Origin of the sequence: Saccharothrix sp. ALI-22-I, assembly GCF_001984175.1 — a bacterium.
Lineage (GTDB): Bacteria > Actinomycetota > Actinomycetes > Mycobacteriales > Pseudonocardiaceae > Actinosynnema.
The window spans coordinates 1-22715 of record NZ_MTQP01000040.1; the positions used below are offsets into that span (position 1 = coordinate 1).

Consider the following 22715-nt stretch of genomic DNA (forward strand, 5'->3'; position numbering starts at 1 on the left):
TCGTTCGACGCCGTCCTCGCCGACACCGGCATCCAAGTCGTGAAGATCCCACCACGGTGTCCACGAGCCAACGCCTACGCCGAGCGGTTCGTCGGCACCGTCCGACGCGAAGTCACCGACCGCCTGCTCATCCTCAACGAACACCACCTGCGGGCGGTGCTGCAGCGCTACGCGAACCACTACAACCACCGCAGACCACACCAAGCCCGACAACTCACCCCACCACGACCGGACCACCCGATCGCAGAGCCGAACCACACGTCGATACGCCGCCGACCAATCCTCGGCGGCATGATCAACGAGTACGAACCCACAACAGCCTAACCGCAGGTCAGACCATATGGCCGACTTCTGGCACCCCACAGGGTTCCCGTGCAGCCCGGGCAGGAAGACGAGGTAGGTGCCCTCCTGTTCCCGCTCCACCGTGTTCAGCCCGCCGACCGGGTTGAACTGGTAGTTCGAGTCCGGGGTGTAGGGCGGCGAGGACGGCTTGTCCGCCCGGACGTAGGCCATCGAGCCCGAACCGCCCATGGTGAACAGGAACGACGCCGTGAACGAGGAGTCGGTGGGCGTACCGTCGCGGTCGACGCACACGACGTGGACGTCCTGGTCGTGTTCGTCCTGGGGCGCGGGCCCCAGTCCTCCACCGAGCAGACCCGGTCGTTCCCGTCCGCGCTGGTCACGTCGACGGTTCCGCTGTCGGTCCCGAGACCCGGGAACCGCACCGTGTAGCGACCGGCACTTTCCCGGGCCACGGTGTTCACCGCGCCGGTGGAGTTGCACTGGTGCTGTTCGGACGGCGAGTAGGACGACTCGTGCGGCCGGTCCGCCCAGACGTACCCGGACTTCACCGACGGGTCCACCTTGATCAGGCACGCCTTGCTCCGCGCCGCGGCCGGGCCGAACCACCCGTCCGGAACCCCGAACGCCTGGAGGCTCTGCCCTGGCACCGCCGCTGACGCCCTCCGTAGCCGGCCAGCCGCCGGAGCCACCTCGCTAGACGGCGGCTCCGGCGGCCCGCCTGCGCCCGAAGTAGGTGGACAGGCCCACGGCCAGCAGGAGCGCGGCGCCGTTGAAGACCGGGTCGACCCAGTCGCTGGCACCGGCCAGCGTGAGGCCACTGACGGTCTCGGAGACGAACACCACGCCGATCATCGTGCCGAGCACGTTGAACCGGCCCGGCTCGATCGCGGTCGCGCCCAGGAACACCGCGGCCAAAGCGGGGAAGAGCAGGCTGGTGCCGCTGTCCGCGGTGGCTCCGCCGACACGGGCGGTCTGCAGGACGCCGGCGATCCCCGCGAGCGCTCCGGCGATGACAAAGGTCAGCAGCAGGTTGCGCCGGACGCGGATGCCGACCAGGTTCGCCGCCCTGGGGTTGGATCCCATGGCGTACAGGGCCCGCCCGTATGGAGTGTGGCCCAGCAGATACCACATCAGGGCACCGAGAACGACGACGACGGACACCACGCGGGGTAGACCCAGCCACTGCTCGGAGCCGAAGTCGAGCAGGGCGGGTGAGACGCCCGCGCTGATGGTCTGGCCGCCCGAGTACCACTGGATGACCCCGCCGAGAAGGGTGGCGCTGCCCAGGGTGGTGATGAACGAGCTCATCTGGAACCGGGCCACCATGATGCCATTGACCAGTCCGATGAGCACGCCCGTCGCCACCGCGGCGAGCACCGCCGGCACGACGCCCACGCCATGGCGGGCCATGAGCGCCGCGCACACCAGGGAGCTGGTCGCCGCGTTCGCCCCGAGGGAGAAGTCGAAGTAGCCGGCGGCCAGCGGCGCGAGGGCGGCCAGTGCCAGTAGGGCGATGACCGACTGGTTGCCGGTCACTACGCTGAGGTTGGCGGAGGTTGGGAAGACCGCGGCACTCGGCGGGTAGAGGCTGAAGAAGACCGCCACGGCGACGGCCAGGGCGGGAAGGGTGTACCGCTCGGCGAGCTGGCCCGGCGACAGGGCGGGCCGCCGGGTGCGCCGGGTCGGCTCCGTCTCCTCGGACCTCTCGGATTTCGCCGGCGACGGGGGCGTCGGGGGCGAGGATGCGGAAGAGGTAACACCGCTCATGGTCATGTCCTGGCTCCGGAGGTGAGGGACGGTGAACGCTGGACGAGGTGGACGAGGCGGTCCGCGCTGAGCCCCTCGCCGTCGGCCTCGGCGACGACGCGGCCCTGGTGCAGCACGAGGACCCGGTCGCACAGGGCTGCCAGTTCCTCCAGATCGGAGGAGGCGACGAGGACCGCGCAGCCAGAGGCTGCGGTGCGGCGGATCACCGTGTAGATGTCGGCGCGGGACATCACGTCCACGCCCTGGGTGGGCTCGTCGAGGAGCAGCAGTTGCGGATCGCGGCGCAGCCAGCGGCCCAGTACGGCCTTTTGCTGGTTGCCGCCGGACAGGGTGCTGAACGCCGCCTCGACGGAGGGTGCCTTGACGCCGTAGCGGCTCACGAGGTCCTGGCTGTCGCGGCGTTCGGCCCCGTGGTCCAGGCGCCAGCGCCGCCAGTAGTGGCCGAGCACCGACATCGAGAGGTTGGCCCGCAGCGGGAGGTCCGCGAACGCGGCATCAGCGCCCCGGTCTTCGGGGACGTAGGCGACTCGGGCGCGCATCGCGTCGCCGGGGCCGGTGAAGGACACCCGGGCGCCGTCGAGTTCGATGGTGCCGCTGGTCGGCCGGTGGTCGCCGAAGAGGGTGCGCAGCAGCGAGGTGCGGCCGGAGCCGAGCAGGCCCGCGACGCCGACGATCTCACCCGCGCCGATCTCGAGGTCAACGCCACTGAGCGTGCCGCCGGTCAGGTCGGTGACGGTGAGCACCGGGCGGGGCCGGCTCTTGCTCACGGTAGGACGCACGGCCTCGTCCAGTGCGCGCCCGGCGATGAGCTCCACCAGTTCGGACTCCGTGGGGCGGTGGTCCACGAGGGTGCCGGCGACCCGGCCGTCCCGCAGCACGGTGTAGTCGTCGGTGACGGCGATGACCTCGCTCAGGCGGTGGCTGACGAGGATCACCGTCTGCCCCTGGTCGGCACGCCGGCGTACGGACTCCAGAAGGAAGCTAGCCTCGTGCTCGGGCAGGCTCGCCGTGGGTTCGTCGAGGACGAGGACGAGGTCCTCCCGGTCGGTCTCCTGCAGTGCCCGTGCGATGGCGACCATGGTGCGGGCGGCCGGGCGCAGGGTGCCGAGCGGGGCGCGGGGGTCGGCGTCGATCTCGAACCGCTCCAGCAGTGTGGTGACCCGGTCGTGCAGCGCCCTCCAGCTGATCCGGGCGCCCGTCCGGGTGGGCCAGCCGGAGGCGAGCGCGATGTTCTCCGCCACGGTGAGGTCGTCGAAGACCCCGAGGTCCTGGTGGACGAAGCGGAGCCCGGCCGCCTGTGCGGCGGCGGCCGAGAAGTTCCGGGCTTCCCAGCTGCGCCCGCCTACCTCGATCGTGCCGCCGTCGGCGCTGTGGGCGCCGGCGAGGATCTTGATGGTGGTGGACTTGCCGGAGCCGTTGCCGCCGAGCAGCGCGTGGACGGTGCCGGCACGGACCCGGAGGTCCGTGCCGTGGAGCACCGTGGTACCGCCGAACTGCTTCGTCAGCCCGGTGATCCGCAGTGCCGTGCCGGGCGGGCGGCTCACTACTTCCCCCACCCGGTGGTGTAGTGCTTGACGTAGTCGACGGGCGGCTCGTAGGAGCTGCCCTTCTTGGGCAGGTTGTGGTCGGCGTCGATGCCGACGAGGCCGACGCCCGCCGACCCTGCGGGCTTCTGGCCCGCCATCAGCCGGACGGCGTCGTCGATGGCGGCCCACGACAGCTGCTTCGAGGAGTAGCCGACGTCGCCGTCCTGCGCGCCGTCGCTGCGGATGACGTCGGCGTTGGCCGCGTTGCCGAAGTTGCCGACCACGGTGAGCTGGGCACGCCGTCCGGAGGAGGATATGGCCTGGCCGATGCCCGCCTGCAGCCAGCCGTCGATCGGGAAGGCGACCGCGTTCACGGTCGGCGCCCCGAGGAGGGCGGAGGAGAACTTGGAGCCGAGCGTGTTGTTGACGAGGTCCTGGTTGCCGACGTCGAGCTGCTTGACGACCTCGCAGCCGGCGCACTGCTTGAGCTCGTCACGGAAGCCCTTGCTGATCATCGGGCCCCAGATCGGGTCGGTGAAGTTGACCAGGAGCACCTTCGCCTTGCCGTTGGTCTTGCCGATGACGTAGTCGGCCTGGAGCGCACCCATCCGAGCGCGGTAGTCCGCGAGGGTCATGCTCTTGAGGGGGGTGGTGACCGCGGAGTACAGCTTCTCGCCGCCAGCTACGTCGCAGTCCATGCCGCCGTTGCCGATGGTGATGATTTTGGCCTTCTTGGCCTCGCCGAGGGGGCCCTGGACGGCCGGGCAGTCGACGCCCACGGGCATGATCACGTCGGCCTTGGCGCTGATCGCCTGCCGGATGCAGGCCCCCCAGCCGCTGGGGTTGAGCTTGCCGTCACAGAGATTGGTCTTCCAGCCTGCGGCCTTGCCGGCCGCCATGGCGGCCTCGCTGGGCTCCACACATCCGGGCTGCTGCTGGCCGCAGGAGATGACCCAGAGGTTCACCCCTGCCTTCGGCTTCGCGGTGACCTCCGGCAAGTCGCCGGTGGCGCCCTTGAAGGCCGTCTCCAGGGCGGCGCGCGCCTCCTTGGAGGTCCCGGAGTCGGAGGGCCCGCTGGCCGAGGTGCTTTGGGAGGCGCCGCAGGCGGCGGTGATGGCGGTGATCGCCGCGACGATCAGGGGGAGGGCAAGCCTTGGAAGTGAACGCCTTTGTTCTGACACGGTTCTCCTTGGGGAGCGGTGGCGGCAGCATTGCCATTCCGGAGCCGGTGGTTGCTGGAATTGAACACAGTGGGCGACTGCAAGGGAAATTGCGAATCAGCATGAATGCCATCGCGGAACATGATGCATGCGCTCCTGCTGATCCGCGGCTGCCTCGACAGCGATGTCAGGGGTGATTCGGATCCGTTAGCAGGTGTTCCATGACTCCTTCGGGAAGCCGCTTCCTGAGCTGGCCGGAGAATTCGCCGTCGACAAGCACGAACGCCATGTGGGCAACCGCTTGGGAGCGGTTCTCCCAGCGGTGATCGGTGCCCCGCTGCACGACCACGTCCCCTGGCCGCAGCACGGTCTCCGTGTCGTCGAGCACCAGGACGACCTCCCCCTGCAGCACGATGCCGTAGTCGACGGTCTGCGTACGGTGCATCGGTGACACGGCACCCGGTGGGAACTCGTTGATCCTGATCTTCGTCCCGTTCGGGTCGGGCGGCACGGTCAGGGAGATCTGCGTCGGCTCCGGTTCGTCAGGGTCTATACGGGCCGGCGTTTCGCGGGTGTTCCACAGCTCGTGGAAGACCGCGCCGTCCGGTGCGGTCCGCACCACGGGCGGCGGTCCGTCCGAGAGGAACACCGATTTTCCGTTGTCGTCGTGACCGGTGACGACCCGGCGAGAGATCCAGCTCATACAGCTCACCTTTCAGTGAACGAATGAAATCAGCGTGGTGAATGAATCGGCGCGCTGCCGGAAAAGGGCACAGCGCAGCCCGCCGTCCGGTGCGGAAAACACCGCAGGGCGTCAGAGGAGGAAAAATGCGGAGGGCTTTACACGGCGTCGAGCGCGTCGGTGAACGCCTTGGTGCCGCCGTGTGCCGAGAATCCCCCGTCGACGGTGATCTCGGCGCCGTTGACGTACGCCGACTCATCGGAGAGGAGGTACACCACCAGCGGTGCCACCTCCTCGGGGATCCCGGCCCGGTTCATGGGCGTCATCGACAGATGCGCCTTCACGAACACGGGGTTGGCGTTGGCCATGATCGGTGTGTCGATGTATCCGGGGTGGATGATGTTCGTACGGATCCCCCGGGGAGCCAGCTCCAGCGCCGCGACCTTCGACAGTCCGCGCAGTGCCCACTTGCTGGCGGTGTAGGCGACCGCGTGGTGGGCGACGAGGCCGGCGACCGAACCGACGTTGACGATCGAGCCTCCTTCGCGCATCAGTGGGGCCATGGCCTGCATGCCCAGCAGGGCGCCGGTGGTGTTGACCGCGAAGGCCCTGTTCCAGTCGGCGACGTCGACCTCGCCGAGCCGCGCGCGTACCGGCACGCCGGCGTTGTTGACCAGGCCGTGCAGGGGACGGCCGAGTGCCTCCAGCCAGTCGGCGAGAGCGGCCCAGTCGTCGGGTGAGGAGACGTCGAGGTGCCGGTAGCTGACGTCCAGGCCCTGGGCGGTCAGGGAGGCGGCGAGGGCCTCGCCGTCCTCGCCGAGGACGTCGGTGGCGAAGACGGTGGCGCCCTCGCGGGCCGCGGCCTCTGCCTCGGCGGCACCCTGGCCGCGGGCGGCACCGGTGACGACAACGCTTCGGCCTTCCAGACGCCTTCGACTCACGGCTTCCTCCTGTTTCCCGCCTGTGTCCCGTCCGGGCACTCGGCCGTACCCGGCACGGGACTCACGCTAGGAAGCGGGGACGAGATGCGGAAACGGTTGTTGCCGATGGCTGGCATCCGGAGCCGCCATGGCTTGAACGGCGGCAGCGCCGGTCGCCGATGCCCCGGCGGCGGGAGCCGGCATGCCGGGTTCGGCCAGTTCCGCGCCGACACGACGGACCACGCCGCGCAGCCATGTGTGCCCAGGGTCCGTATGGCGCTTGTGATGCCAGTACATTGCCTCGACCAGCGGCAGTTCGTTGGGGAACGGCGCCGGTGCGACGGCGCAGCGCGCGAAGTCGGCGTACCGGCGGGCCAGCCGCTCCGGCACCAGCGCCACCAGGTCCGTGCCGCCCACCACGAACGGCAGGACACTGAAGCCAGGTGTGCTGACCTGGATCTTCGGCGTGACTCCCAGCATCTCCAGCTGGCGGTCCGACGGCGTGAGGCTCTTGCCGAATCCGGCCGCCGCGTGCGGCATCTCGGCCAGGTCCCGAAGGCTCAGCCGTCCGTCCACCAGCCGTGGGTTGTCCGGGTCGACGATGCACACGAACCGGTCGCGCAGCACAGCCTCGTTGACCCCGGGCACCCCGTAACCGAGCGGAGCGATCAGCAGGTCGTGGCAAGCCAGATGCGTCTCGCTCTCCAGCTGTCCGGGCGTGATGGGGTGGAAGTCGATGCGCACGCCCGGCGCTTCCTGCCCGATGACCCGCAGGAGCGGCTCCACCATCACCGTCATCACGTAGTCGGACATGACGGCGGAGAACCGTTGGTCGCTGGTGGCTGGAATGAACCGACGAGTCAGGGACAGGGCTTCCTCGGCCTTCTGCAGGGACGCCTGCACGACGGGCAGAAGGCGCTCCGCGAGCGGCGTCAGCTCGTACTCCCGGCCCACCCGCACCAGCAGCTCGTCGTCGAAGTGTCGGCGCAGCCGCGCCAGCGAGCCGCTCATCGCGGACTGGCTCGTGTTCAGGCGTTCACCCGCCCGGGTGACGTTCTTCTGCTGCAACAGCGCTTCGAGCGCCACCAGCAGGTTGAGGTCGATCGTTCCGAGCCCCATCCGAGTCCCCTTCCGGCAATGTCACCGAACGAGCGCCGAAACACGGGATTAACCAGGGCGGTGAGCTTAACGGGAGCAATCAGGGCACGGAAGGGGTGGCGTGCGGCCGTTACCGAGATCCATACCAGCCATCGGTGCCACGGATAACATTCGCGACGCCACCCGTGGTGCTGGTGCGGTCCGCCGCAGCAGCCCGTGGACGTGCGGCTCTACGGTTCCCACGCTCAGGGCCGCGGGGTACGCCCGCGCCTGCGGGCCCGGGGCAGGTAGACGTCCTGGCGGCCCGGCACGATCCGGTTGGACACGCTGCCGAGCCGTTCCACGGTCAGCGTCACCACGTCACCCGGGGTGAGCGGGGGCGGGGTCCGCTCGCCGTTGCGGCCCCAGTGCTCTGCCAGGGCGCCCCAGCCACAGGTGCCCGAGCCCAGCAGGTCTCCCGGGCGTACCCAGGTGTCGCGGCTGGCGTAGGCGATCATCTCCTCGAAGGTCCACGAGCAGTTGGCGAGGGTGTCACGGCCGATGAGGTCGCCGTTGACGGTGACGGTCATCTCCAGGTCGAGGAACCCGTCGGGGTCCCTGCGGTCCTCCACCTCGTCCGCGGTCACCAGGAACGGGCCGAGGGTGTTGGCGAAGTCCTTGCCCTTGGAGAAACCCAGCCCAAGGTTCTTCTCCGGTTTCTGCAGGTCACGGGCGGACCAGTCGTTGAACACCAGGTAGCCGACGATGTGGTCCCCGGCCTGCTCGGGCGTGAGGTCCCGCCCGGGCCGGCCGATCACGGCGGCCACCTCCAGTTCGCAGTCGAGCACCGAGCACCCGGCCGGGACCGGCACCTCGTCGTGGGCGCCGTAGGCGGCGTGCGGGTTGGTGAAGTAGAAGTTCGGCGCCCGATACCACTCCTCTGGGATGTGCTCCAGACCGTCCAGGGCCTTCGAGACGCCCTCGATGTGCGCCTCGAAGCCCACGAAGTCACGGATCGACGGCGGCTTCAGCGGAGGCAGCAACCGGACGTCCTCGACCCGCGGACCGCCGTCCCCGGCCAGGGCCCGCTCGCCTGCCTCCCGCAACGTCCCGTTCTCCAGGAGCGACAGCACCGTGGTGCCGTCCGGCAGCGGGTGGATCACCCCATCCCGGACGACACCCGCGCGCTCGGCGCCTTCGTGCTCGTATGTCGCGAAACGCATCGTGTGTCTCTCCCGTGCTCAGTGGTGGGTGGGGGTGGGTGCCCGCCGGACCGTCCCCAGCAGGTCCATGGCGTTGCCGCCGGCGATCGCGGCCCGGGCCCCCGGGTCCAGCCCCGCGGCGTCCAGGCGCGCCACCGGGTCCTCGACGCCCATGTCGAAGGGATGGTCGGTGCCGAGAACGACACGGTCCGCCCCGGCCTCCTCGACCAGGTGGCGCAGTCCCCGGGGCGTGTAGACCAAGGCGTCGAACCACATGCGCCGCAGGTAGGTGCTCGGCGGGTGGGCGCAGCCCCGCGCGTCCTGGCGTACCTGCCATGCGTGGTCGGACCGTCCGATGTACGTGGGCAGGTAGCCGCCGCCGTGCGCGGCGACCAGCTTCAGCCCCGGGAAGCGGTCGAGTGTGCCGCCGAAGATCAGCCGCGACAGCGCGACGGTGGTCTCCACGGGCTGGCCGACGGTGTTGCCGAGGTAGTGGACGGCGAGCCGTTCCCCGAGGGAGCAGCCCCAGGGGTGGACGAACACCACCGCACCCAGCGCCTCGGCCTTGGCCCACACCGGGTCGTGGGCAGGGTCGGCCAGCTCGCGGCCGTCGACGGAGGTGGAGACGCTGATCCCGTACAGCCCAAGTCCGGTGACCGCCTCCTGAAGCAGCTCCACCGCGAGGTGCGGGTGCTGCAGCGGCACGGTGCCCAGGCCGCACAGCCGCTCCGGAGCCTGCGCGCAGTGCGCGGCGACCGCCTCATTGGTCGTACGGGCCAGGCGCTGCGCGAGGTCCTCGTCGGCCCAGTAGTGGTGCATGGGCATCGGCCCGACCACCTGGATGTCGACGCCCATCGCGTCGAGGTCTGCCAGCCTTGCCCGTACGTCGGTCAGCTTGGGCCGCAGCCGGGACAACTGGGCGCGGTTGGCCGCCAGCGACTCGGGCGCGTGCGCCCGCTGCTCGGCTGCGAACTCGGCCGCGAGTCCCTCCGTACCGGCGCACAGCTCGTCCGCCGCGGGGACGGCCAAGTGGCCGTGGAAGTCCACGACAGGCGTGATCATGCCGGGGCCCGCAGCGCGTCGAGGGTCTCGGTCATCAGCCGGGCCGGGTGGGCCCCCGGCGTCTCCGGGTGGATCTCCCACTCGGCCAGCTTCAGGGAGTTCTCCAGCACCATCCGCACACGGGGCATCCGCCGTGCCATGAACGCCTTGAGCGCGATCTCGACCGGGTCGTCACCGACGAGCAGCTCCGCGAGGACCACCGCGTCCTCGGCGCACATCGCCGCGCCCTGCGCGACCAGGGGCGGGCACGCGTGCGCCGCGTCACCGATCACGATCGTCCGCCCCCGGTACCACGGTTCGTCGATAATCACGGTCTCGATCCAGCGGTAGTCGACCGCCGTGTCGTCGGGCAGCGCGGCGATGAGCCTGCCCCAGGTGCCGCCGTATCCCTCGCCGCGTTCCCGCAGCAGGGACACCGGGGCGGACGGGCCCACCAGAGAGGCGTCCAGGTTCTCGTCCAGCAGGTAGGCGTAGCACTTGTCCGGGGAGATGGGGCTGTAGCCGGCCTTGTAGCGGGGGCCGCCGTAGTAGACCTCGTGGCAGTCCAGCTCGGCCGGGCGGTCGGCGACCACCCGGAAGATGGACATGCCGACCGGGCGCGGCTCGACGGTGATGCCGATCAGGGAGCGCATGTGCGACTTGATGCCGTCCGCGCCGACGACCAGGTCGTAGCTCCCCGTGGTGCCGTCGGTGAAGGTCACCTCCATACGGCTGGTCGACTGTTCCAACCGCTCGACGGTGAGGCCCAGCCGGACGTGCACCCCTTGGGCGTACACCGCGTCGCACAGGGCGTTCTGGAGGTCGGAGCGGAGCGCGCCGGCCGTCGAGGGAAGGTCGGGTCCGCCGGTGTGGGCGACCGCAAGATCGGTGATCAGCTCGCCGTCCGCCTGGCGCAGTCGCAGACCGTCGTAGGGCACCGCCCGGGCGAGCACCTTGTCCAGGACGCCCACCGAGCGCAGCGCCTTCAGCGCGTTGCCCTGGAGGGTGATGCCGTGGCCGACACCGAACCACTGAGGTGAGATCTCGACCAGGTCGACGTCGACGCCTCGCTGCGTCAGCGCGAGCGACAGCACGCTTCCGGTGATGCCGCCGCCGACGACGAGCACCTTGTCCACTGCCATGGGCATTCCTTGCCGTGTGAGATGAGAGGTATGGGAAGGCCGGTCCGTCAGCCGGTGAAGCGGTCCCCGAGTTCGTGGTAGTGCTCGACGACCGGGGCCTTGTCGAAGTACGGGCCTACCAGGGAACGCCAGCGCTGGAACCGCTCGGAGCTGCGGAAACCGACGGTGTGCGCCTCGACGCTGTCCCAGCTGACGAGCAGCAGGTAGGTCTGCGGCCGCTCCTCGCAGCGCAGCAACTCGGCCCAGCGGAAGCCGTCGGCCTCGGCCAGAACCTTGCGTCCCTCGGCGAAGGCCGCCTCGAACTGCTGCTCCTGGCCGGCCGATACGGCCAGTTCCGCGTGCTCGACGATCACCAGATTCTCCTGACGTTCCGGGTGCGACGGTCCAGCACACCCAACGCCCGCCGTCGGGTCTGCGTTGCATGACCCTCCGTGAGTGGCGACCGCGCGGTCAACGGATTCGGGCATCGCGAATCAGCACGTCATCCATGCCCTACGGCGATGGACCAGCCGGGAACCATGCGTGATCTGGGGTAACGGGGAGTAGCGGCCGAACGTGATGGCTGGCATCGCCGATGACCATTTCCGCCGGGCACTCGCTGATGCCTAGCGTTCCCAGTGGATGCCCTGTCCGCATCCCGTTTCCTGTCACTTCCCCTGTCACCCATGGACGAGGAGTCGCTCGTGCCTGATCGTCTACCCCTACACGCCGGGCCGTTCGCGCTCGGCACCTTCAGCCGCGATGGCGGCGATCCGTTCCCGGGACTGGTCACCGCCACCCGGGTGCGCGATCTGTCGCACGTGGCGGCGTCGGTGCGTGCGCTGGTCGAGGACTGGGACGGGGTGCTGCCGCGGCTGGCCGCTCTCGCCGAGGAACCGCAGACACCGGACGGCGCCTGGCACGACTTGGCCGACCTGCGCGTGCACGCCCCGATCGAGCCCGGCCAGATCCTCCAGTCGGGTGCCAACTACCGGCGTCACGTGGTGGATCTGGTCGCGGCCGAGAAGGAGAGCGTGCACGGGGCCACCCCGGACGAGGCGCGGGCCGACGCCGAGAAGATGATGGACGAACGCGCCCGCAACGGCGTGCCGTACATCTTCCTCGGCTCGCCGCGCGCGATGTGCGGCCCCTACGACGAGGTGGTGCTGCCGGAGCTCGGCGAGCAGCACGACTGGGAGCTGGAGCTCGCGCTTGTCATCGGCCGTGAAGGGCGGAACATCGCCCCGAAGGACGCGTGGTCGTATGTCGCCGGATACACGATCTGCAACGACATCACGACCCGTGACCGGCTCTACCGCCCGGATCTGAAGGCCATCGGCACCGACTGGTTCACCGCCAAGAACGCCGACACCTTCCTGCCGACCGGGCCGTTCCTGGTGCCGGCCAGCTTCGTCGGCGACTCGTCCGACTTCCGGATCACCCTGCGCCACAACGGAGTCGTACGCCAGGACGAGTCGACGAAGGACATGATCTTCGACATCCCCCGGCTCATCGCCTACGCCTCGACCACCAGCACCCTGCGCCCGGGAGACCTGCTGCTCACCGGCTCGCCGGCCGGCAATGGCGCCCACTGGAACGTGTTCCTGGCGCCCGGCGACGTCATGGAGGCCGAAATCACCGGCCTCGGGCACCAGCGCAACACCGTCAGGAGCATCCGATGACCTCGACTTCTTCCGACGCCTTCCAGCCCATCACACATCTGCGTCACTTCGACCTGGCCGTGCCCGACTTCGACCAGCAGCGCACCTTTTACTCCGAGGTGTGGGGACTGACCGAGATCGCCAACGACAGCGGCATCGCGTTCTTCGCGGCCGAGGGCAGCCCCGAGCAGTACGTCGTCCGCATCCGCAAGGACCAGCGCAAGCGCATGGATCTGGTCGCCTTCGGCGCCGCCTCGGTATCCGATGTCGACGAGCTGGCCGCACGGCTGGGCACCGCGGACGTCCCGCTGGTCAGCGAACCGGGCGCCATGGACACTCCGGGAGGCGGCTACGGCTTTCGGTTCTTCGACCCCGACGGGAGGGTCGTCGAGGTCTCCGCGGACGTGGAGAACAGGGTCCACCGCAAGATCGAGGAGAGGGAGGCGGTCCCGGTCCGGCTCTCGCACTGCGTGGTGAACTCCACCGATCCGGCGGGACTTCGGGACTTCTACGCGCGGCACCTGGGCTTCCGGCTCTCCGACACCCTGTTCTCGCAGCACATGGGTGACCTCATGTACTTCATGCGGTGCAACCCGCTGCACCACTCCTTCGCCATCGCGCGCGGCCCCCATGTCTCCCTGCACCACGCGTCGTTCGAGATGCGCGGAGTGGAGGAGTACATGCGCGGCACCGGACGGGCGCTGCGCGCCGGGACACGGCTGACCTGGGGGCCCGGCCGCCACCTGGCGGGCGACAACACCTTCGCCTACTTCCACGACCCGCACGGCAACACCGTCGAGTACACCACGGAACTCGCCGTCCTGGAGGAGGACCTGTGGCACCCCGGACGGCACGACGTGGACGATCCGCAGACGCAGGACCAGTGGGGCACCGCCGACCCGATGAGCGAGTCGGTGGCCAAGGAACAGTTCAACGACCCCGACGTGCTGTTCGAGGCCCCGCCCGTGTGACCGGGATGTGATCAGCACCCGCCGCCCCCTCTGGCGAAACACCCCCGAAGCATCCGAGAAAGGCGCCACCGTGGCGAAGACATTTCTGAAGACCGCCGTTTCCGAGGAACAGGTCACCGTCGATCTGAACGCCGTGCGCGCCACGGTCACCGACGTCATCGCGGACATCCGCGAACGCGGCGACACGGCAGTGCGCGAGTACTCCGAGAAGTTCGACGGATGGAGCCCGGAGTCCTTCCGGCTGTCACCGGAGCAGATCGAGGAGATCGTCTCCTCGGTGCCCGCCCAGGTCATCGAGGACATCCGCTTCGTGCAGGAGCAGGTGCGCACGTTCGCCCGCCACCAACTCGACTCCCTGGGCGAGTTCGAGGTGGAGACCCTGCCCGGCGTGAAGCTCGGTCAGAAGCACATCCCCGTCCAGGCCGCGGGCGCCTACATCCCCGGGGGCCGCTACCCGCTGACCGCCTCCGCCCACATGACCATCGTCACGGCTAAGGTCGCGGGCGTGCCCCGGGTCGTCGCCTGCACCCCGCCGATCCGCGGCGAGGTCCCCGCCGCGACCGTCGCCGCCGCGCACCTGGCGGGCGCCGACGAGATCTGGCTGCTCGGCGGTGTCCAGGCCGTCGCCGCGATGGCCGCCGGTACCGACACCATGCGACCGGTGGACCTGATCGCCGGGCCGGGCAACGCGTACGTCGCCGAGGCCAAGCGGCAGTTGTTCGGCGAGATCGGCATCGACCTGTTCGCCGGCCCCACCGAGATCCTGGTGCTGGCCGACGCTGATGCCGACCCGTTCATCTGCGCCGTCGACCTGCTCTCCCAGGCCGAGCACGGCCCCGACTCCCCCGCCGTGCTGATCACCACCTCCCGCGAGGTGGGCGAGCGGACCATCGCCGAGGTGGAGCGGCTGCTGCCCGGCATGCCGACAAAGGACTTCGCGGAGCCGGCGTGGCGGGACCACGGCCAGGTGATCGTGGTGGACTCCGTGGACGAGCTGTACACGCTGGCCGACGAGTTCGCGTACGAGCACGTGGAGGTGCTCACCGCCGACCCGCGCGAGGCACTGGAGCGAATGACCCAGTACGGTGCGCTGTTCCTCGGCGAGGGCACCTGCGTGTCCTTCGGCGACAAGGTCATCGGCACCAACCATGTGCTGCCCACGCGCGGCGCCGCCCGCTACACCGGCGGTCTGTGGGTCGGCAAGTACCTCAAGACGGTGACCTACCAGGAGGTCACGGACACCGAGTCGCAGGCCCTGCTGGGCCGGCTGTGCGGCCGGGCCGCCCGGATCGAGCTGTTCGAGGGACACGCCCGGTCCGGCGACGTACGGGCCGCCAAGGCCGCGGGAGACGAACTGCCCTGGGCGGTGCGGGCATGACCACCCTGCCCCTGCGAGACCGTACGGCACTGGTCACCGGCGGAGGGGGCCCGCTCGGGCGGGCCTTCTCCCTCGCGCTCGCACAGGCCGGGGCCCGGGTGATCCTCGTCGGCCGCAACGAGCAGGCCCTCTCCGGTGCGGCTCGCCGTGTGTCCATGGAGGGTGGCACGGCCCGCACCGCGGTGTGCGACGTGTCGGACCCGGCGTCGGTCACGGCACTCACGGACACGCTCGCCGAGGAGGACATCTCCGTCCTGGTCAACAACGCGGGCGTCGCGGGCCCGGTGAAGCCTCTCACCGAGGTCGAACCCGACGAGTGGGACGGGGTTTTCTCCGCGAACGTCCGCGGCGTCTACCTGATGTGCCGGGCCTTCCTTCCCTCGATGATCGGGGCCGGCCGCGGTGACATCGTCAACATCGCCTCGGTCAGCGGCAAACGCCCCCTCCTCAACCGCACCCCCTACACAGCCTCCAAGATGGCCCTGCTGGGCCTGACCCGCACCCTCGCCGCTGAGGTCGGACCCCACGGTGTCGCCGTCAACTCCCTCTCTCCCGGCCCGGTGCGCGGCCCGCGCATGGACCGCAACTTCCGGCTGGAGGCCGAACTGACGGGCAGCACACCGGAAGAGGCCGAGCGGGCGTTCGCGTCCCGGGCGGCCCTGGGCAGATTGGTGGAGGAGGACGAAGTGGCGAAGGCCCTGGTGGCGATGCTCGCCATGCCCGGACTCTGCGGCGCGGACATCGACCTCTCCGCCGGCATGATCGCCCCCTCGTGACCCACGGCTCCGGCCCCGCCGTACGTACGTGGCCCCGTCCTGCCCGACGCGGAACGCATCGTCCTCAACCTGCACCGCGCGCCTACGCCGAGACCACCGGCCACCCCTTCGACCTGCCCCAGGCACTCACCGACGCGATCACCTGCAACTCGGGCCCCCTCCACACCCAGGTCTGACCGGCGTCGGCCTACCTCACGACGCGCGCATTGCCCCACCACCATTCGAGCCCCCTTCCCGAGCTGGCGGGCACCCCTCCGTCGTGCGGGCCTCAGGTGAGGGCCTATCAGGAATTAGGCGCACGCGGATGAGAGCGAGGTCGGCCAGCTCCGTCCAGCGCGGGGATGGGTTTGGCACGCCGGCCAGCGTCACGGCCTGCGAGATCAGCTCGGAGAGCACAGCTTCGCCGTTGTTGCCCATCCGGACAAGCCGCACCGTGCGGCGCTGGTGACGTTCCAGCAGTCCCGGAACCTGTTCCCGGAAGGTCTGCCGGGGGCAGCTCCGAGCCTGGCAGACCAGCCGCCGGGCGCGCAGGTGCACGACAACCTGGCGGCCGTCGACCGGCACATCCTTCACCGCCCGGTGGTGATAGCCGTGCGCCTTCGCCGTGGCAGTTCCGCACACCGGACACGGCACGGCCACATCCCGGGTGCGGGCCGTGACCACCACCATGCCGCCGCTCTCCGCCACGTCCTCGACGACCAACGCCGACAGTCCGGAAAACACCGTCCCCACAAGGGAGTCGACATCCATCACAAGATCATGATCGCGGTCAGCTACTCCATGTCACCACCGACTACGGGTCAGAGCCGCTCGATTGACAGACCCGAAACGCAGGTCAGACCGTATGGCCGACTTCTGGAACCCCACAGGGATAGACCCGTCAGGAGCCGTACAGCTCGTCGACCAGTGCGAAGCCGTCCTCGATCCACGCCAGCTCGGTGCGAGCGTGGGCGATCAGCCCGTCGTAGGCGTAGATCTTGTAACGGACGGTCAGCTCGGCCTCGCGCTCGTTCAGCTTGCCGATCCTTGCCGCCAGGGTGGGGTGACTGCGGTCGACGAGGGTCGCCCGGGTGCCCTCAAGCATCGCCAGGTGCTCTTCCCAGTACGCCTGCTGTTGTCGCAGCTGGTCGCGCACCGCCTCGGGGTCGGCGAAGTCGAAGTACGCCGCCTTCAGGTAGGCGGGGTCCCGCTGCCGCTGCGGCACCAGCGGCGATTCCATCCACTTCCGGAAGTCGGCGAGCCCCGCGTCGGTGACGTGGTACTCCTTCTTGGTCCCCTTCTTTCCCCAGGGCACCTCGACGGAGTCGAGCAGTCCGTCGCGCTCCATCCGGTTGAGCTCGGGGTAGATCTGCGAGTCCGGGGCGTGCCAGACGTGCGCGACCGAGCGGCTGAAGCTCTTCGAGAGGTCGTACCCGGTCATCGGACGACCGGTCAGCAGCGCGATCAGCGCATATCGCAGCGACAAGGTCCCTGCCCTCCGGATCAGTCACGCTATCCGCTCTTGCCAACTAACTATACCCATAGATAACTTGTGACTCGCGCTGCAGATACCTCTCTCCATAGGGAGTCGTCCCATGACCCTGACCGCCCCTCCACCGGTGGAAGCGGTGGCACCGACCACCGCCGCCGCGAAGATCTTCAACTACCCCCGCAACGGCTGGTACGTCGCGGCCTGGGACCACGAGGTCACCGCCAAGAAGCCGCTGGCACGCACCGTCGCCGGCGTACCGCTGGCGTTGTGGCGCAACACCGAGGGCCGAGCCGTCGCGCTCGCGGACGCCTGCTGGCACCGGCTCGCACCGCTGTCGAAGGGCAAGATCCTCGGCGACGAGCTGCAGTGCCCCTACCACGGCCTGCGCTACAACTCGACCGGTCGCTGCACCGGCATGCCCGCGCAGGAGACCCTCAACCCGAGCGCGGTCGTCCCCTCCTACCCCGTCGTCGAGCGCTACCGGTACGTCTGGGTGTGGGTGGGCGATCCCGACCTGGCCGATCCGTCCACCGTGCCCGACATGCACCGGATGGACGACCCGGCCTGGGCCGGTGACGGCGAGACCATCCACGCCGACTGCAACTACCAGCTGGTGCTCGACAACCTGATGGACCTCACTCATGAAGAGTTCGTGCACTCCTCAAGCATCGGCCAGGAGGCACTCTCCGAGGCCGAGTTCGACGTGGTCCACGAGGGCAACACTGTCACCGTCACCCGGTGGATGCGCGACATCGACGCACCGCCGTTCTGGTTGAAGAACATGCGCGACAAGTTCCCAGGCTTCGAGGGCAAGGTCGACCGCTGGCAGATCATCAGGTTCGAAGCGCCGGGCACGATCTGCATCGACGTGGGCGTCGCCAAGGCCGGCACCGGCGCCCCCGAGGGCGACCGCAGCCAGGGTGTCAACGGTTACGTGATGAACACGATCACCCCCGAGACCGACCGCACCTGTCACTACTTCTGGGCGTTCATGCGCAACTACTGCCTGGACAGCCAGACCATCACCACCCAGCTGCGCCAGGGCGTGCACGGCGTCTTCGGCGAGGACGAGGACATGCTGCGCGCCCAGCAGAGTGCGATCGACGCCAACCCCGAGCACGAGTTCTACAGCCTCAACATCGACGCCGGCGGGATGTGGGTGCGTCAGATCCTGGAGCGGATGCTGGCAGCCGAGGGGCGGCCGTCGGCGGCTCCCGCAGTTGGGCGGGGTGCCTGATGGCGGTCCAGTCCCAGTCCCGCTGGCAGCGCGGACAGATCGTCGAGGCCGACCACGTGGCGGACGGCGTCCGCCGGATCGTGCTGGAGGTCGAGCGCCCCGAGCACGCGGCCCCCGGTACGCACGTCGACGTCGATCTGCGCATCCACGGCCGACGGCAGGTCCGTTCCTACTCCGTCGTCCGGTCCGAAAACGGCGGCCGCCGGCTCACCCTCAGCGTGCAGCTCTCCCCCACCTCCCGCGGTGGTTCGAAGGCGATGCACGCACTGGCCATCGGTGACGAGCTCACCGTCACCGGCCCCGTGCAGAACTTCCCGCTCGCGGTCGGCGCCAGTCGTTACGTCCTGGTCGCCGGCGGCATCGGCGTCACCGCACTGGTCGCGATGGCCTCCGCGCTGCGCCGCCGCGGCGCCGACTACGACCTCGTGGTCGTCGGCCGCAGCCGCCGGGTAATGGCCTACCTCGACGAGCTCAGCGCCGAGCACAGCGACCGGATCCGCGTTCACGTCGACGACGAGGGCACGCCGTTGTCGGTGCCCGACCTGGTCGGCGACATCGCTGCAGCACCGAACCCGGCCACGACCGAACTCTACATGTGCGGCCCGATCGGTCTGATGGACGCGATCAGGTCGAGCTGGACCGAGCACGCGCTTCCGCAGACCAACCTGCGGTTCGAAACCTTCGGGTCCAGCGGCCGGTTCGGCGCCGAGGAATTCCTGGTACGCCTCCCCCAGCACGACCGCGAGGTCGTGGTCGCACCCGACACCTCGATCCTGGACGCCCTGAACACAGCCGGGGTCGACACGCTCTCGGACTGCCGCAAGGGCGAATGCGGACTCTGCCTGGCCAAGGTCGTCGAGGTGGACGGCACCATCGACCACCGCGACGTCTTCCTCAGCGAAGCGCAGAAGCAGCACTCCACCAAACTGTGCCTCTGCGTCTCCCGTGTGGTGGCCAGCACCACCGGCGACCGCGCCACCGTCACCCTCAACCTCACCTGATCCGGGATACCGTATCCCTCACCCCAGGACACCTCCATGAACACCACTGAGCCATTTTCATCCTGGTCTGGATGCGTTGGAGGGCAAGGGTTTGCGGTCGTGACAGGTTGATCCCCCTCGGCGTGTCGACCCGCGGGCATGGCGAAGCCCCTGGTAGCAGAGCTATCGACCAAGATCGTTCCGCATCAGCCAGGGATTCACGTGTTGTTCTGTCGTGCCGCGCTGCCATTGTCACATCGGACCCTGAGGTTCGTGTCCGGCCTGATCCGCACGCACCGTCGGGAGTTGGGATCCAGGTGGCGCAGGCACGATGCCGGGCGACAAGCCCTGCTGGTGCTGGTTCACTACACGGCGAACTCGGCCTCATCCCGCCCGTGGAACATGAGACCAACCATCACCGCACAACCGCACCCGTCTCGACACCGAGCGGGTGATCACACCCTCCATCAAACCCGGCACTTGACACATTTTCCGGGGGCCGCGGAGCGGGAATCGCGGGCCGAGACCTATTCCTCCGGCTTGTCGGCCCGGCGCGTCTCGATCCTGCGGCCTGCTTCGGCGAACACCGATCTCAGCCAGTTGTGTTCCGGGTCGCGGTCGTGCACCGGGTGCCACCACAGCGCCTCGGTGAGGCGCATGGCGTCGAACGGGCACGGCAGGGCGCGCACCTCGCCGCCGAACGTGAGCCGCGGCGCCAGTTCGGCCTGCACCAGCGCGATCCGGTCAGTGCCCACGATCAGCCACGGCAGGGCGAGGAAGCTCTCCGCCACGAGCTGCACGCGCGGTTCGACGCCGAGCACCTGGAGCTGGCGCGAGGCGGGTGTGAACGCCGAGGGCGCGTGGTAGGTCAGCACCCACGGCAGCTCGGCGAGGTTGGCCATGGTGAGGGAGTCGCCGACGGCGGTGTTGGACCGGGCGACGAGGATCATCCAGTCGTCCGTCCAGAGGTCGAGGTGCGGCATGTCGGAGACGAACCCGTGCGGCAGCACCAGTCCGTCGACCATCCGCAGGGTCTCCTCGGCGGCGTCGATCATCGGCGTGGTGTACCGGTCGAACCGCAGCCGCACGCGCGGCGCGGTCTCGTCCAGGATGCGGCCGACGTGCTCGCCGACCACGGCCATCGGGTAGTCCGACACCAGCACCGAGAAGGTGCGCTGCGACGTGCTCGGGTCGAACACGGGCTCGCTGGCGAACACTCGCTCGACGCCCGCGAGCGCGGTCCCGGTACGTTCGCGGAGCTGCACGGCCAGCGGTGTCAGCTCGTAGCTGTTGCCGACGCGGGTGAGCAGCTCGTCGCCGAAGTGGCGACGCAGCCTGGCCAGCGACGCGCTGAGCGCGGGCTGGCCGAGTCCGAGCCGGGCGGCGGCACGGGTGACGCTGCGCTCGCGCAGCAGGTGGTCGAGCGGGACCAGCAGGTTCAGGTCCAGCGTGGCCAGGTTCATCAGCAGCTCCTCATCGACCCGACTGATGTCGGACATCATGAACTTCGGCTTCCCTGATGTCCACCGCCCGGACCAGGGTGGGCACATGCCCAACGACGTGTTCGCCCTCGGTGTGTTGTCCGACGGGGACGCCCCGCCCTTCACCGCGCTCGTCGTGGACGACCGCGCGCGGGCGCTGCCCGAGAGCGTCTCCGACCTGCTGTCCGACTGGGACGCCGCGCTTCCCCGGCTGCGCGCGCTGGCCGCGGAGCCCGACGGTTGGCGGCCACTGGACGGCCTCGCGGTGCACGCCCCGGTCGCGCCGCGGCAGGTCCTCCAGGCGGGGGCCAACTACCGGACCCACGTGATCGACCTGGCCGTGAAGCACGCCTCGGGCGTTCCCGAGGAGCAGGTTCGGGCCGAGGTCGCGGCGATGATGGACCGCCGGATCGCGCAGGGCGAGCCGTACTTCTTCCTCGGGCTGCCCACGGTGATCGCCGGTCCGCACGATGACCTGGTGCTGCCCGCGTACTCCGAGCAGCACGACTGGGAGCTGGAGCTGGCCGCGGTGATCGGCAGGCCCGCGTTCCGGGTGGACCGCGAGCATGCGCTGGAGCACGTGGCCGGCTACACGATCGTCAACGACGTGACCACGCGGGACCTGGTGTTCCGCCGGGACATGCCGGAGATCGGCACGGACTGGTTCCGCGCGAAGAACGCTCCCGGCTTCCTGCCGACCGGGCCGTGGCTGGTACCTGCGGAGTTCGTGCCGGAGAACCCGACGATCACCCTGCGGCTCAACGGGGAAGCCATGCAGGACGAGTCCACAAAGGACATGATCTTCGACGTCGCCGCGCTGGTCGCCGCTGCCTCGCGGACCGTGCCGCTGCTGCCCGGCGACCTCGTGCTCACCGGCAGCCCGGCGGGCAACGGCCTGCACCACGGGCGGCTGCTGCGCGCGGGCGACGTCATGGAGGGCACCATCACCGCGCTGGGCACCCAGCGGGTCCGGTGCGTGGCACCGTGACCGGCGACCTGGACCGGACCGATCCGGAAGGCGCCATCGCCGCAGCCGCGAAGCTCTGCTCCAACGCGGGGCGCTGGGGCGAGGACGACGTGATCGGCACGCTGAACTTCCTCGACGAGGCCACCAGGGCGTCGGCCGCCGAGCTGATCCGGCGAGGCGCGGCGTTCTCGCTGGCGCAGAGCTTCGACGCCGACGGTCCGCAGAAGGGCTGGCGGCGGCGCACGAACCCGGTCCACACGATGCTCGACACCGGCCTGGACGCCGAGCGCGGCACGCAGGGGTTCCCGCACGGCATCGGCGGCGCGGACGACGTGGTGTTCATGCCGTTGCAGGCCTCCACGCAGTGGGACGGCCTCGGCCACATCTTCGACCACGGCATGGCCTACAACGGCCGCCGCGCGGGTGACGTCGTGACGAGCCTCGGCGACGGGGTCACCGGCATCGAGACGGTGGCGGGCCTGATCGCGGGCCGCGGCGTGCTGCTCGACGTCGGCCGGGTGCTGGGCACGGACGGCGAACTGCCCGACGGCTTCGCCATCACCGCGGAGCACCTGGACGCCACGGCCGCCGCGCACGGCGTGCGGGTGCGGCGCGGCGACCTGCTCTGCGTGCGCACCGGTCAGCTCACCAGGGCGCGGCGCGACGGCTGGGGCGACTACGCGGGCGGGCCCGCTCCCGGTCTGTCGTTCACCACGGCGACGTGGCTGCACCGCAGCGAGATCGCCGGGATCGCCACGGACACCTGGGGTTTCGAGGTGCGCCCCAACGAGTTCGACCACGCGTTCCAGCCGCTGCACCAGGTCGCCATCCCCCACATCGGCCTGTTCCTCGGCGAGATGTGGGACTTCGACGCGCTGGCGGCCGACTGCGCCGCCGACGGCCGGTACGAGTTCTGGCTGACCGCCGCGCCCATCCCGGTGACCGGCGCGGTCGGCGCCCCGGTCAACCCCATCGCCGTCAAGTGAGCAAGTGA

General features: G+C 69.7%; 21 protein-coding genes and 2 pseudogenes. 10 read left to right on the forward strand and 13 right to left on the reverse strand.

Features of this window, described 5'->3' with window-relative positions; translation table 11 throughout:
• The first annotated feature begins 39 nt into the window (after window positions 1-39).
• Window positions 40-324 carry an integrase core domain-containing protein gene (locus ALI22I_RS05035; protein WP_202970702.1) on the forward strand — a complete coding sequence of 95 codons (285 nt, stop codon included), beginning with the start codon at window positions 40-42 and terminating at the stop codon, window positions 322-324.
• Window positions 325-996: 672 nt separating this feature from the next.
• On the opposite strand, the gene ALI22I_RS05040 is transcribed toward ALI22I_RS05035, so the two are convergent.
• From ALI22I_RS05040 to ALI22I_RS05085, 10 genes are all read right to left on the reverse strand, one after another.
• A complete protein-coding gene (locus ALI22I_RS05040) occupies window positions 997-2070 on the reverse strand; it encodes an ABC transporter permease (protein WP_083751430.1) in 1074 nt (357 codons plus the stop codon).
• A 2-nt stretch (window positions 2071-2072) separates the two neighbouring features.
• A complete protein-coding gene (locus ALI22I_RS05045; protein WP_083751431.1) occupies window positions 2073-3614 on the reverse strand; it encodes a sugar ABC transporter ATP-binding protein in 1542 nt (513 codons plus the stop codon).
• Window positions 3614-4777 (reverse strand): sugar ABC transporter substrate-binding protein, encoded by a 1164-nt coding sequence (locus tag ALI22I_RS05050; protein ID WP_077004371.1) that lies wholly within the window; start codon window positions 4775-4777, stop codon window positions 3614-3616. The genes ALI22I_RS05045 and ALI22I_RS05050 overlap by 1 nt, the downstream gene beginning before the upstream one ends.
• Before the next feature lie 166 nt (window positions 4778-4943).
• Window positions 4944-5459 (reverse strand): cupin domain-containing protein, encoded by a 516-nt coding sequence (locus ALI22I_RS05055; RefSeq protein WP_077004372.1) that lies wholly within the window; start codon window positions 5457-5459, stop codon window positions 4944-4946.
• Window positions 5460-5596: 137 nt separating this feature from the next.
• On the reverse strand, window positions 5597-6379 hold the full coding sequence (locus ALI22I_RS05060) for an SDR family NAD(P)-dependent oxidoreductase (protein ID WP_077004373.1): 783 nt from the start codon (window positions 6377-6379) through the stop codon (window positions 5597-5599).
• Between the two features lie 66 nt (window positions 6380-6445).
• Complete coding sequence (locus ALI22I_RS05065; RefSeq protein WP_077004374.1) at window positions 6446-7477, reverse strand: LysR family transcriptional regulator; 1032 nt, start codon at window positions 7475-7477, stop codon at window positions 6446-6448.
• Window positions 7478-7701: 224 nt separating this feature from the next.
• Window positions 7702-8658, reverse strand: coding sequence for a fumarylacetoacetate hydrolase family protein (locus ALI22I_RS05070; RefSeq protein WP_077004375.1), 957 nt, complete (start codon window positions 8656-8658; stop codon window positions 7702-7704).
• Between the two features lie 18 nt (window positions 8659-8676).
• Window positions 8677-9699 carry an amidohydrolase family protein gene (locus ALI22I_RS05075; RefSeq protein ID WP_077004376.1) on the reverse strand — a complete coding sequence of 341 codons (1023 nt, stop codon included), beginning with the start codon at window positions 9697-9699 and terminating at the stop codon, window positions 8677-8679.
• Window positions 9696-10820, reverse strand: a complete 1125-nt coding sequence (locus tag ALI22I_RS05080; protein ID WP_077004377.1) for an FAD-dependent monooxygenase — start codon at window positions 10818-10820, stop codon at window positions 9696-9698. Before ALI22I_RS05080 ends, ALI22I_RS05075 begins: the two co-directional genes overlap by 4 nt.
• A 47-nt stretch (window positions 10821-10867) precedes the next feature.
• Complete coding sequence (locus ALI22I_RS05085) at window positions 10868-11173, reverse strand: antibiotic biosynthesis monooxygenase family protein (protein WP_077004378.1); 306 nt, start codon at window positions 11171-11173, stop codon at window positions 10868-10870.
• A 312-nt stretch (window positions 11174-11485) separates the two neighbouring features.
• On the opposite strand from ALI22I_RS05085, the gene ALI22I_RS05090 reads away from it, so the two are divergent.
• The 4 genes from ALI22I_RS05090 (at window position 11486) to ALI22I_RS05105 (ending at window position 15585) form a co-directional block, all read left to right on the forward strand.
• Window positions 11486-12481 carry a fumarylacetoacetate hydrolase family protein gene (locus tag ALI22I_RS05090; RefSeq protein ID WP_077004379.1) on the forward strand — a complete coding sequence of 332 codons (996 nt, stop codon included), beginning with the start codon at window positions 11486-11488 and terminating at the stop codon, window positions 12479-12481.
• A complete protein-coding gene (locus ALI22I_RS05095) occupies window positions 12478-13431 on the forward strand; it encodes a VOC family protein (RefSeq protein ID WP_077004380.1) in 954 nt (317 codons plus the stop codon). Before ALI22I_RS05090 ends, ALI22I_RS05095 begins: the two co-directional genes overlap by 4 nt.
• 70 nt (window positions 13432-13501) lie before the next feature.
• Window positions 13502-14809 (forward strand): histidinol dehydrogenase, encoded by a 1308-nt coding sequence (gene hisD, locus ALI22I_RS05100; RefSeq protein ID WP_083751447.1) that lies wholly within the window; start codon window positions 13502-13504, stop codon window positions 14807-14809.
• Window positions 14806-15585, forward strand: coding sequence for an SDR family NAD(P)-dependent oxidoreductase (locus tag ALI22I_RS05105; RefSeq protein WP_077004381.1), 780 nt, complete (start codon window positions 14806-14808; stop codon window positions 15583-15585). Before hisD ends, ALI22I_RS05105 begins: the two co-directional genes overlap by 4 nt.
• Before the next feature lie 369 nt (window positions 15586-15954).
• Here ALI22I_RS05105 and ALI22I_RS53080 read toward each other — a convergent pair.
• A pseudogene (locus tag ALI22I_RS53080) lies at window positions 15955-16338 on the reverse strand (transposase family protein); the annotation flags it as partial.
• Between the two features lie 127 nt (window positions 16339-16465).
• Window positions 16466-17050, reverse strand: a complete 585-nt coding sequence (locus ALI22I_RS05115) for a PadR family transcriptional regulator (protein WP_077004382.1) — start codon at window positions 17048-17050, stop codon at window positions 16466-16468.
• A gap of 109 nt (window positions 17051-17159) precedes the next feature.
• On the opposite strand from ALI22I_RS05115, the gene ALI22I_RS05120 reads away from it, so the two are divergent.
• From ALI22I_RS05120 to ALI22I_RS05130, 3 genes and pseudogenes are all read left to right on the forward strand, one after another.
• Window positions 17160-18293, forward strand: a complete 1134-nt coding sequence (locus ALI22I_RS05120) for an aromatic ring-hydroxylating dioxygenase subunit alpha (protein ID WP_077004383.1) — start codon at window positions 17160-17162, stop codon at window positions 18291-18293.
• On the forward strand, window positions 18293-19294 hold the full coding sequence (locus ALI22I_RS05125; RefSeq protein ID WP_077004384.1) for a PDR/VanB family oxidoreductase: 1002 nt from the start codon (window positions 18293-18295) through the stop codon (window positions 19292-19294). Before ALI22I_RS05120 ends, ALI22I_RS05125 begins: the two co-directional genes overlap by 1 nt.
• Window positions 19295-19495: 201 nt before the next feature.
• Window positions 19496-19639: pseudogene (locus ALI22I_RS05130) on the forward strand (IS5/IS1182 family transposase); the annotation flags it as partial.
• Between the two features lie 161 nt (window positions 19640-19800).
• On the opposite strand, the gene ALI22I_RS05135 reads toward ALI22I_RS05130, so the two are convergent.
• Window positions 19801-20775 (reverse strand): LysR family transcriptional regulator, encoded by a 975-nt coding sequence (locus ALI22I_RS05135; RefSeq protein ID WP_238598112.1) that lies wholly within the window; start codon window positions 20773-20775, stop codon window positions 19801-19803.
• Between ALI22I_RS05135 and ALI22I_RS05140 the strand changes: the two genes are divergently transcribed.
• Window positions 20762-21742, forward strand: coding sequence for a fumarylacetoacetate hydrolase family protein (locus ALI22I_RS05140; protein WP_238598113.1), 981 nt, complete (start codon window positions 20762-20764; stop codon window positions 21740-21742). The genes ALI22I_RS05135 and ALI22I_RS05140 overlap by 14 nt on opposite strands.
• Window positions 21739-22707 (forward strand): cyclase family protein, encoded by a 969-nt coding sequence (locus tag ALI22I_RS05145; protein ID WP_238598114.1) that lies wholly within the window; start codon window positions 21739-21741, stop codon window positions 22705-22707. The genes ALI22I_RS05140 and ALI22I_RS05145 overlap by 4 nt, the downstream gene beginning before the upstream one ends.
• The last annotated feature ends 8 nt before the right edge of the window (window positions 22708-22715 follow it).

Bases quoted from the DNA above. Each gene is read 5' to 3' on its own strand.
- ALI22I_RS05040 (WP_083751430.1), bottom strand. From the start codon at position 2,070: ATGAGCGGTGTTACCTCTTCCGCATCCTCGCCCCCGACGCCCCCGTCG.
- ALI22I_RS05055 (WP_077004372.1), bottom strand. From the start codon at position 5,459: ATGAGCTGGATCTCTCGCCGGGTCGTCACCGGTCACGACGACAACGGA.
- ALI22I_RS05065 (WP_077004374.1), bottom strand. From the start codon at position 7,477: ATGGGGCTCGGAACGATCGACCTCAACCTGCTGGTGGCGCTCGAAGCG.
- ALI22I_RS05070 (WP_077004375.1), bottom strand. From the start codon at position 8,658: ATGCGTTTCGCGACATACGAGCACGAAGGCGCCGAGCGCGCGGGTGTC.
- ALI22I_RS05075 (WP_077004376.1), bottom strand. From the start codon at position 9,699: ATGATCACGCCTGTCGTGGACTTCCACGGCCACTTGGCCGTCCCCGCG.
- ALI22I_RS05080 (WP_077004377.1), bottom strand. From the start codon at position 10,820: ATGGCAGTGGACAAGGTGCTCGTCGTCGGCGGCGGCATCACCGGAAGC.
- ALI22I_RS05090 (WP_077004379.1), top strand. From the start codon at position 11,486: ATGGACGAGGAGTCGCTCGTGCCTGATCGTCTACCCCTACACGCCGGG.
- ALI22I_RS05095 (WP_077004380.1), top strand. From the start codon at position 12,478: ATGACCTCGACTTCTTCCGACGCCTTCCAGCCCATCACACATCTGCGT.
- ALI22I_RS05105 (WP_077004381.1), top strand. From the start codon at position 14,806: ATGACCACCCTGCCCCTGCGAGACCGTACGGCACTGGTCACCGGCGGA.
- ALI22I_RS05120 (WP_077004383.1), top strand. From the start codon at position 17,160: ATGACCCTGACCGCCCCTCCACCGGTGGAAGCGGTGGCACCGACCACC.
- ALI22I_RS05125 (WP_077004384.1), top strand. From the start codon at position 18,293: ATGGCGGTCCAGTCCCAGTCCCGCTGGCAGCGCGGACAGATCGTCGAG.
- ALI22I_RS05140 (WP_238598113.1), top strand. From the start codon at position 20,762: ATGTCGGACATCATGAACTTCGGCTTCCCTGATGTCCACCGCCCGGAC.
- ALI22I_RS05135 (WP_238598112.1), bottom strand. From the start codon at position 20,775: ATGATGTCCGACATCAGTCGGGTCGATGAGGAGCTGCTGATGAACCTG.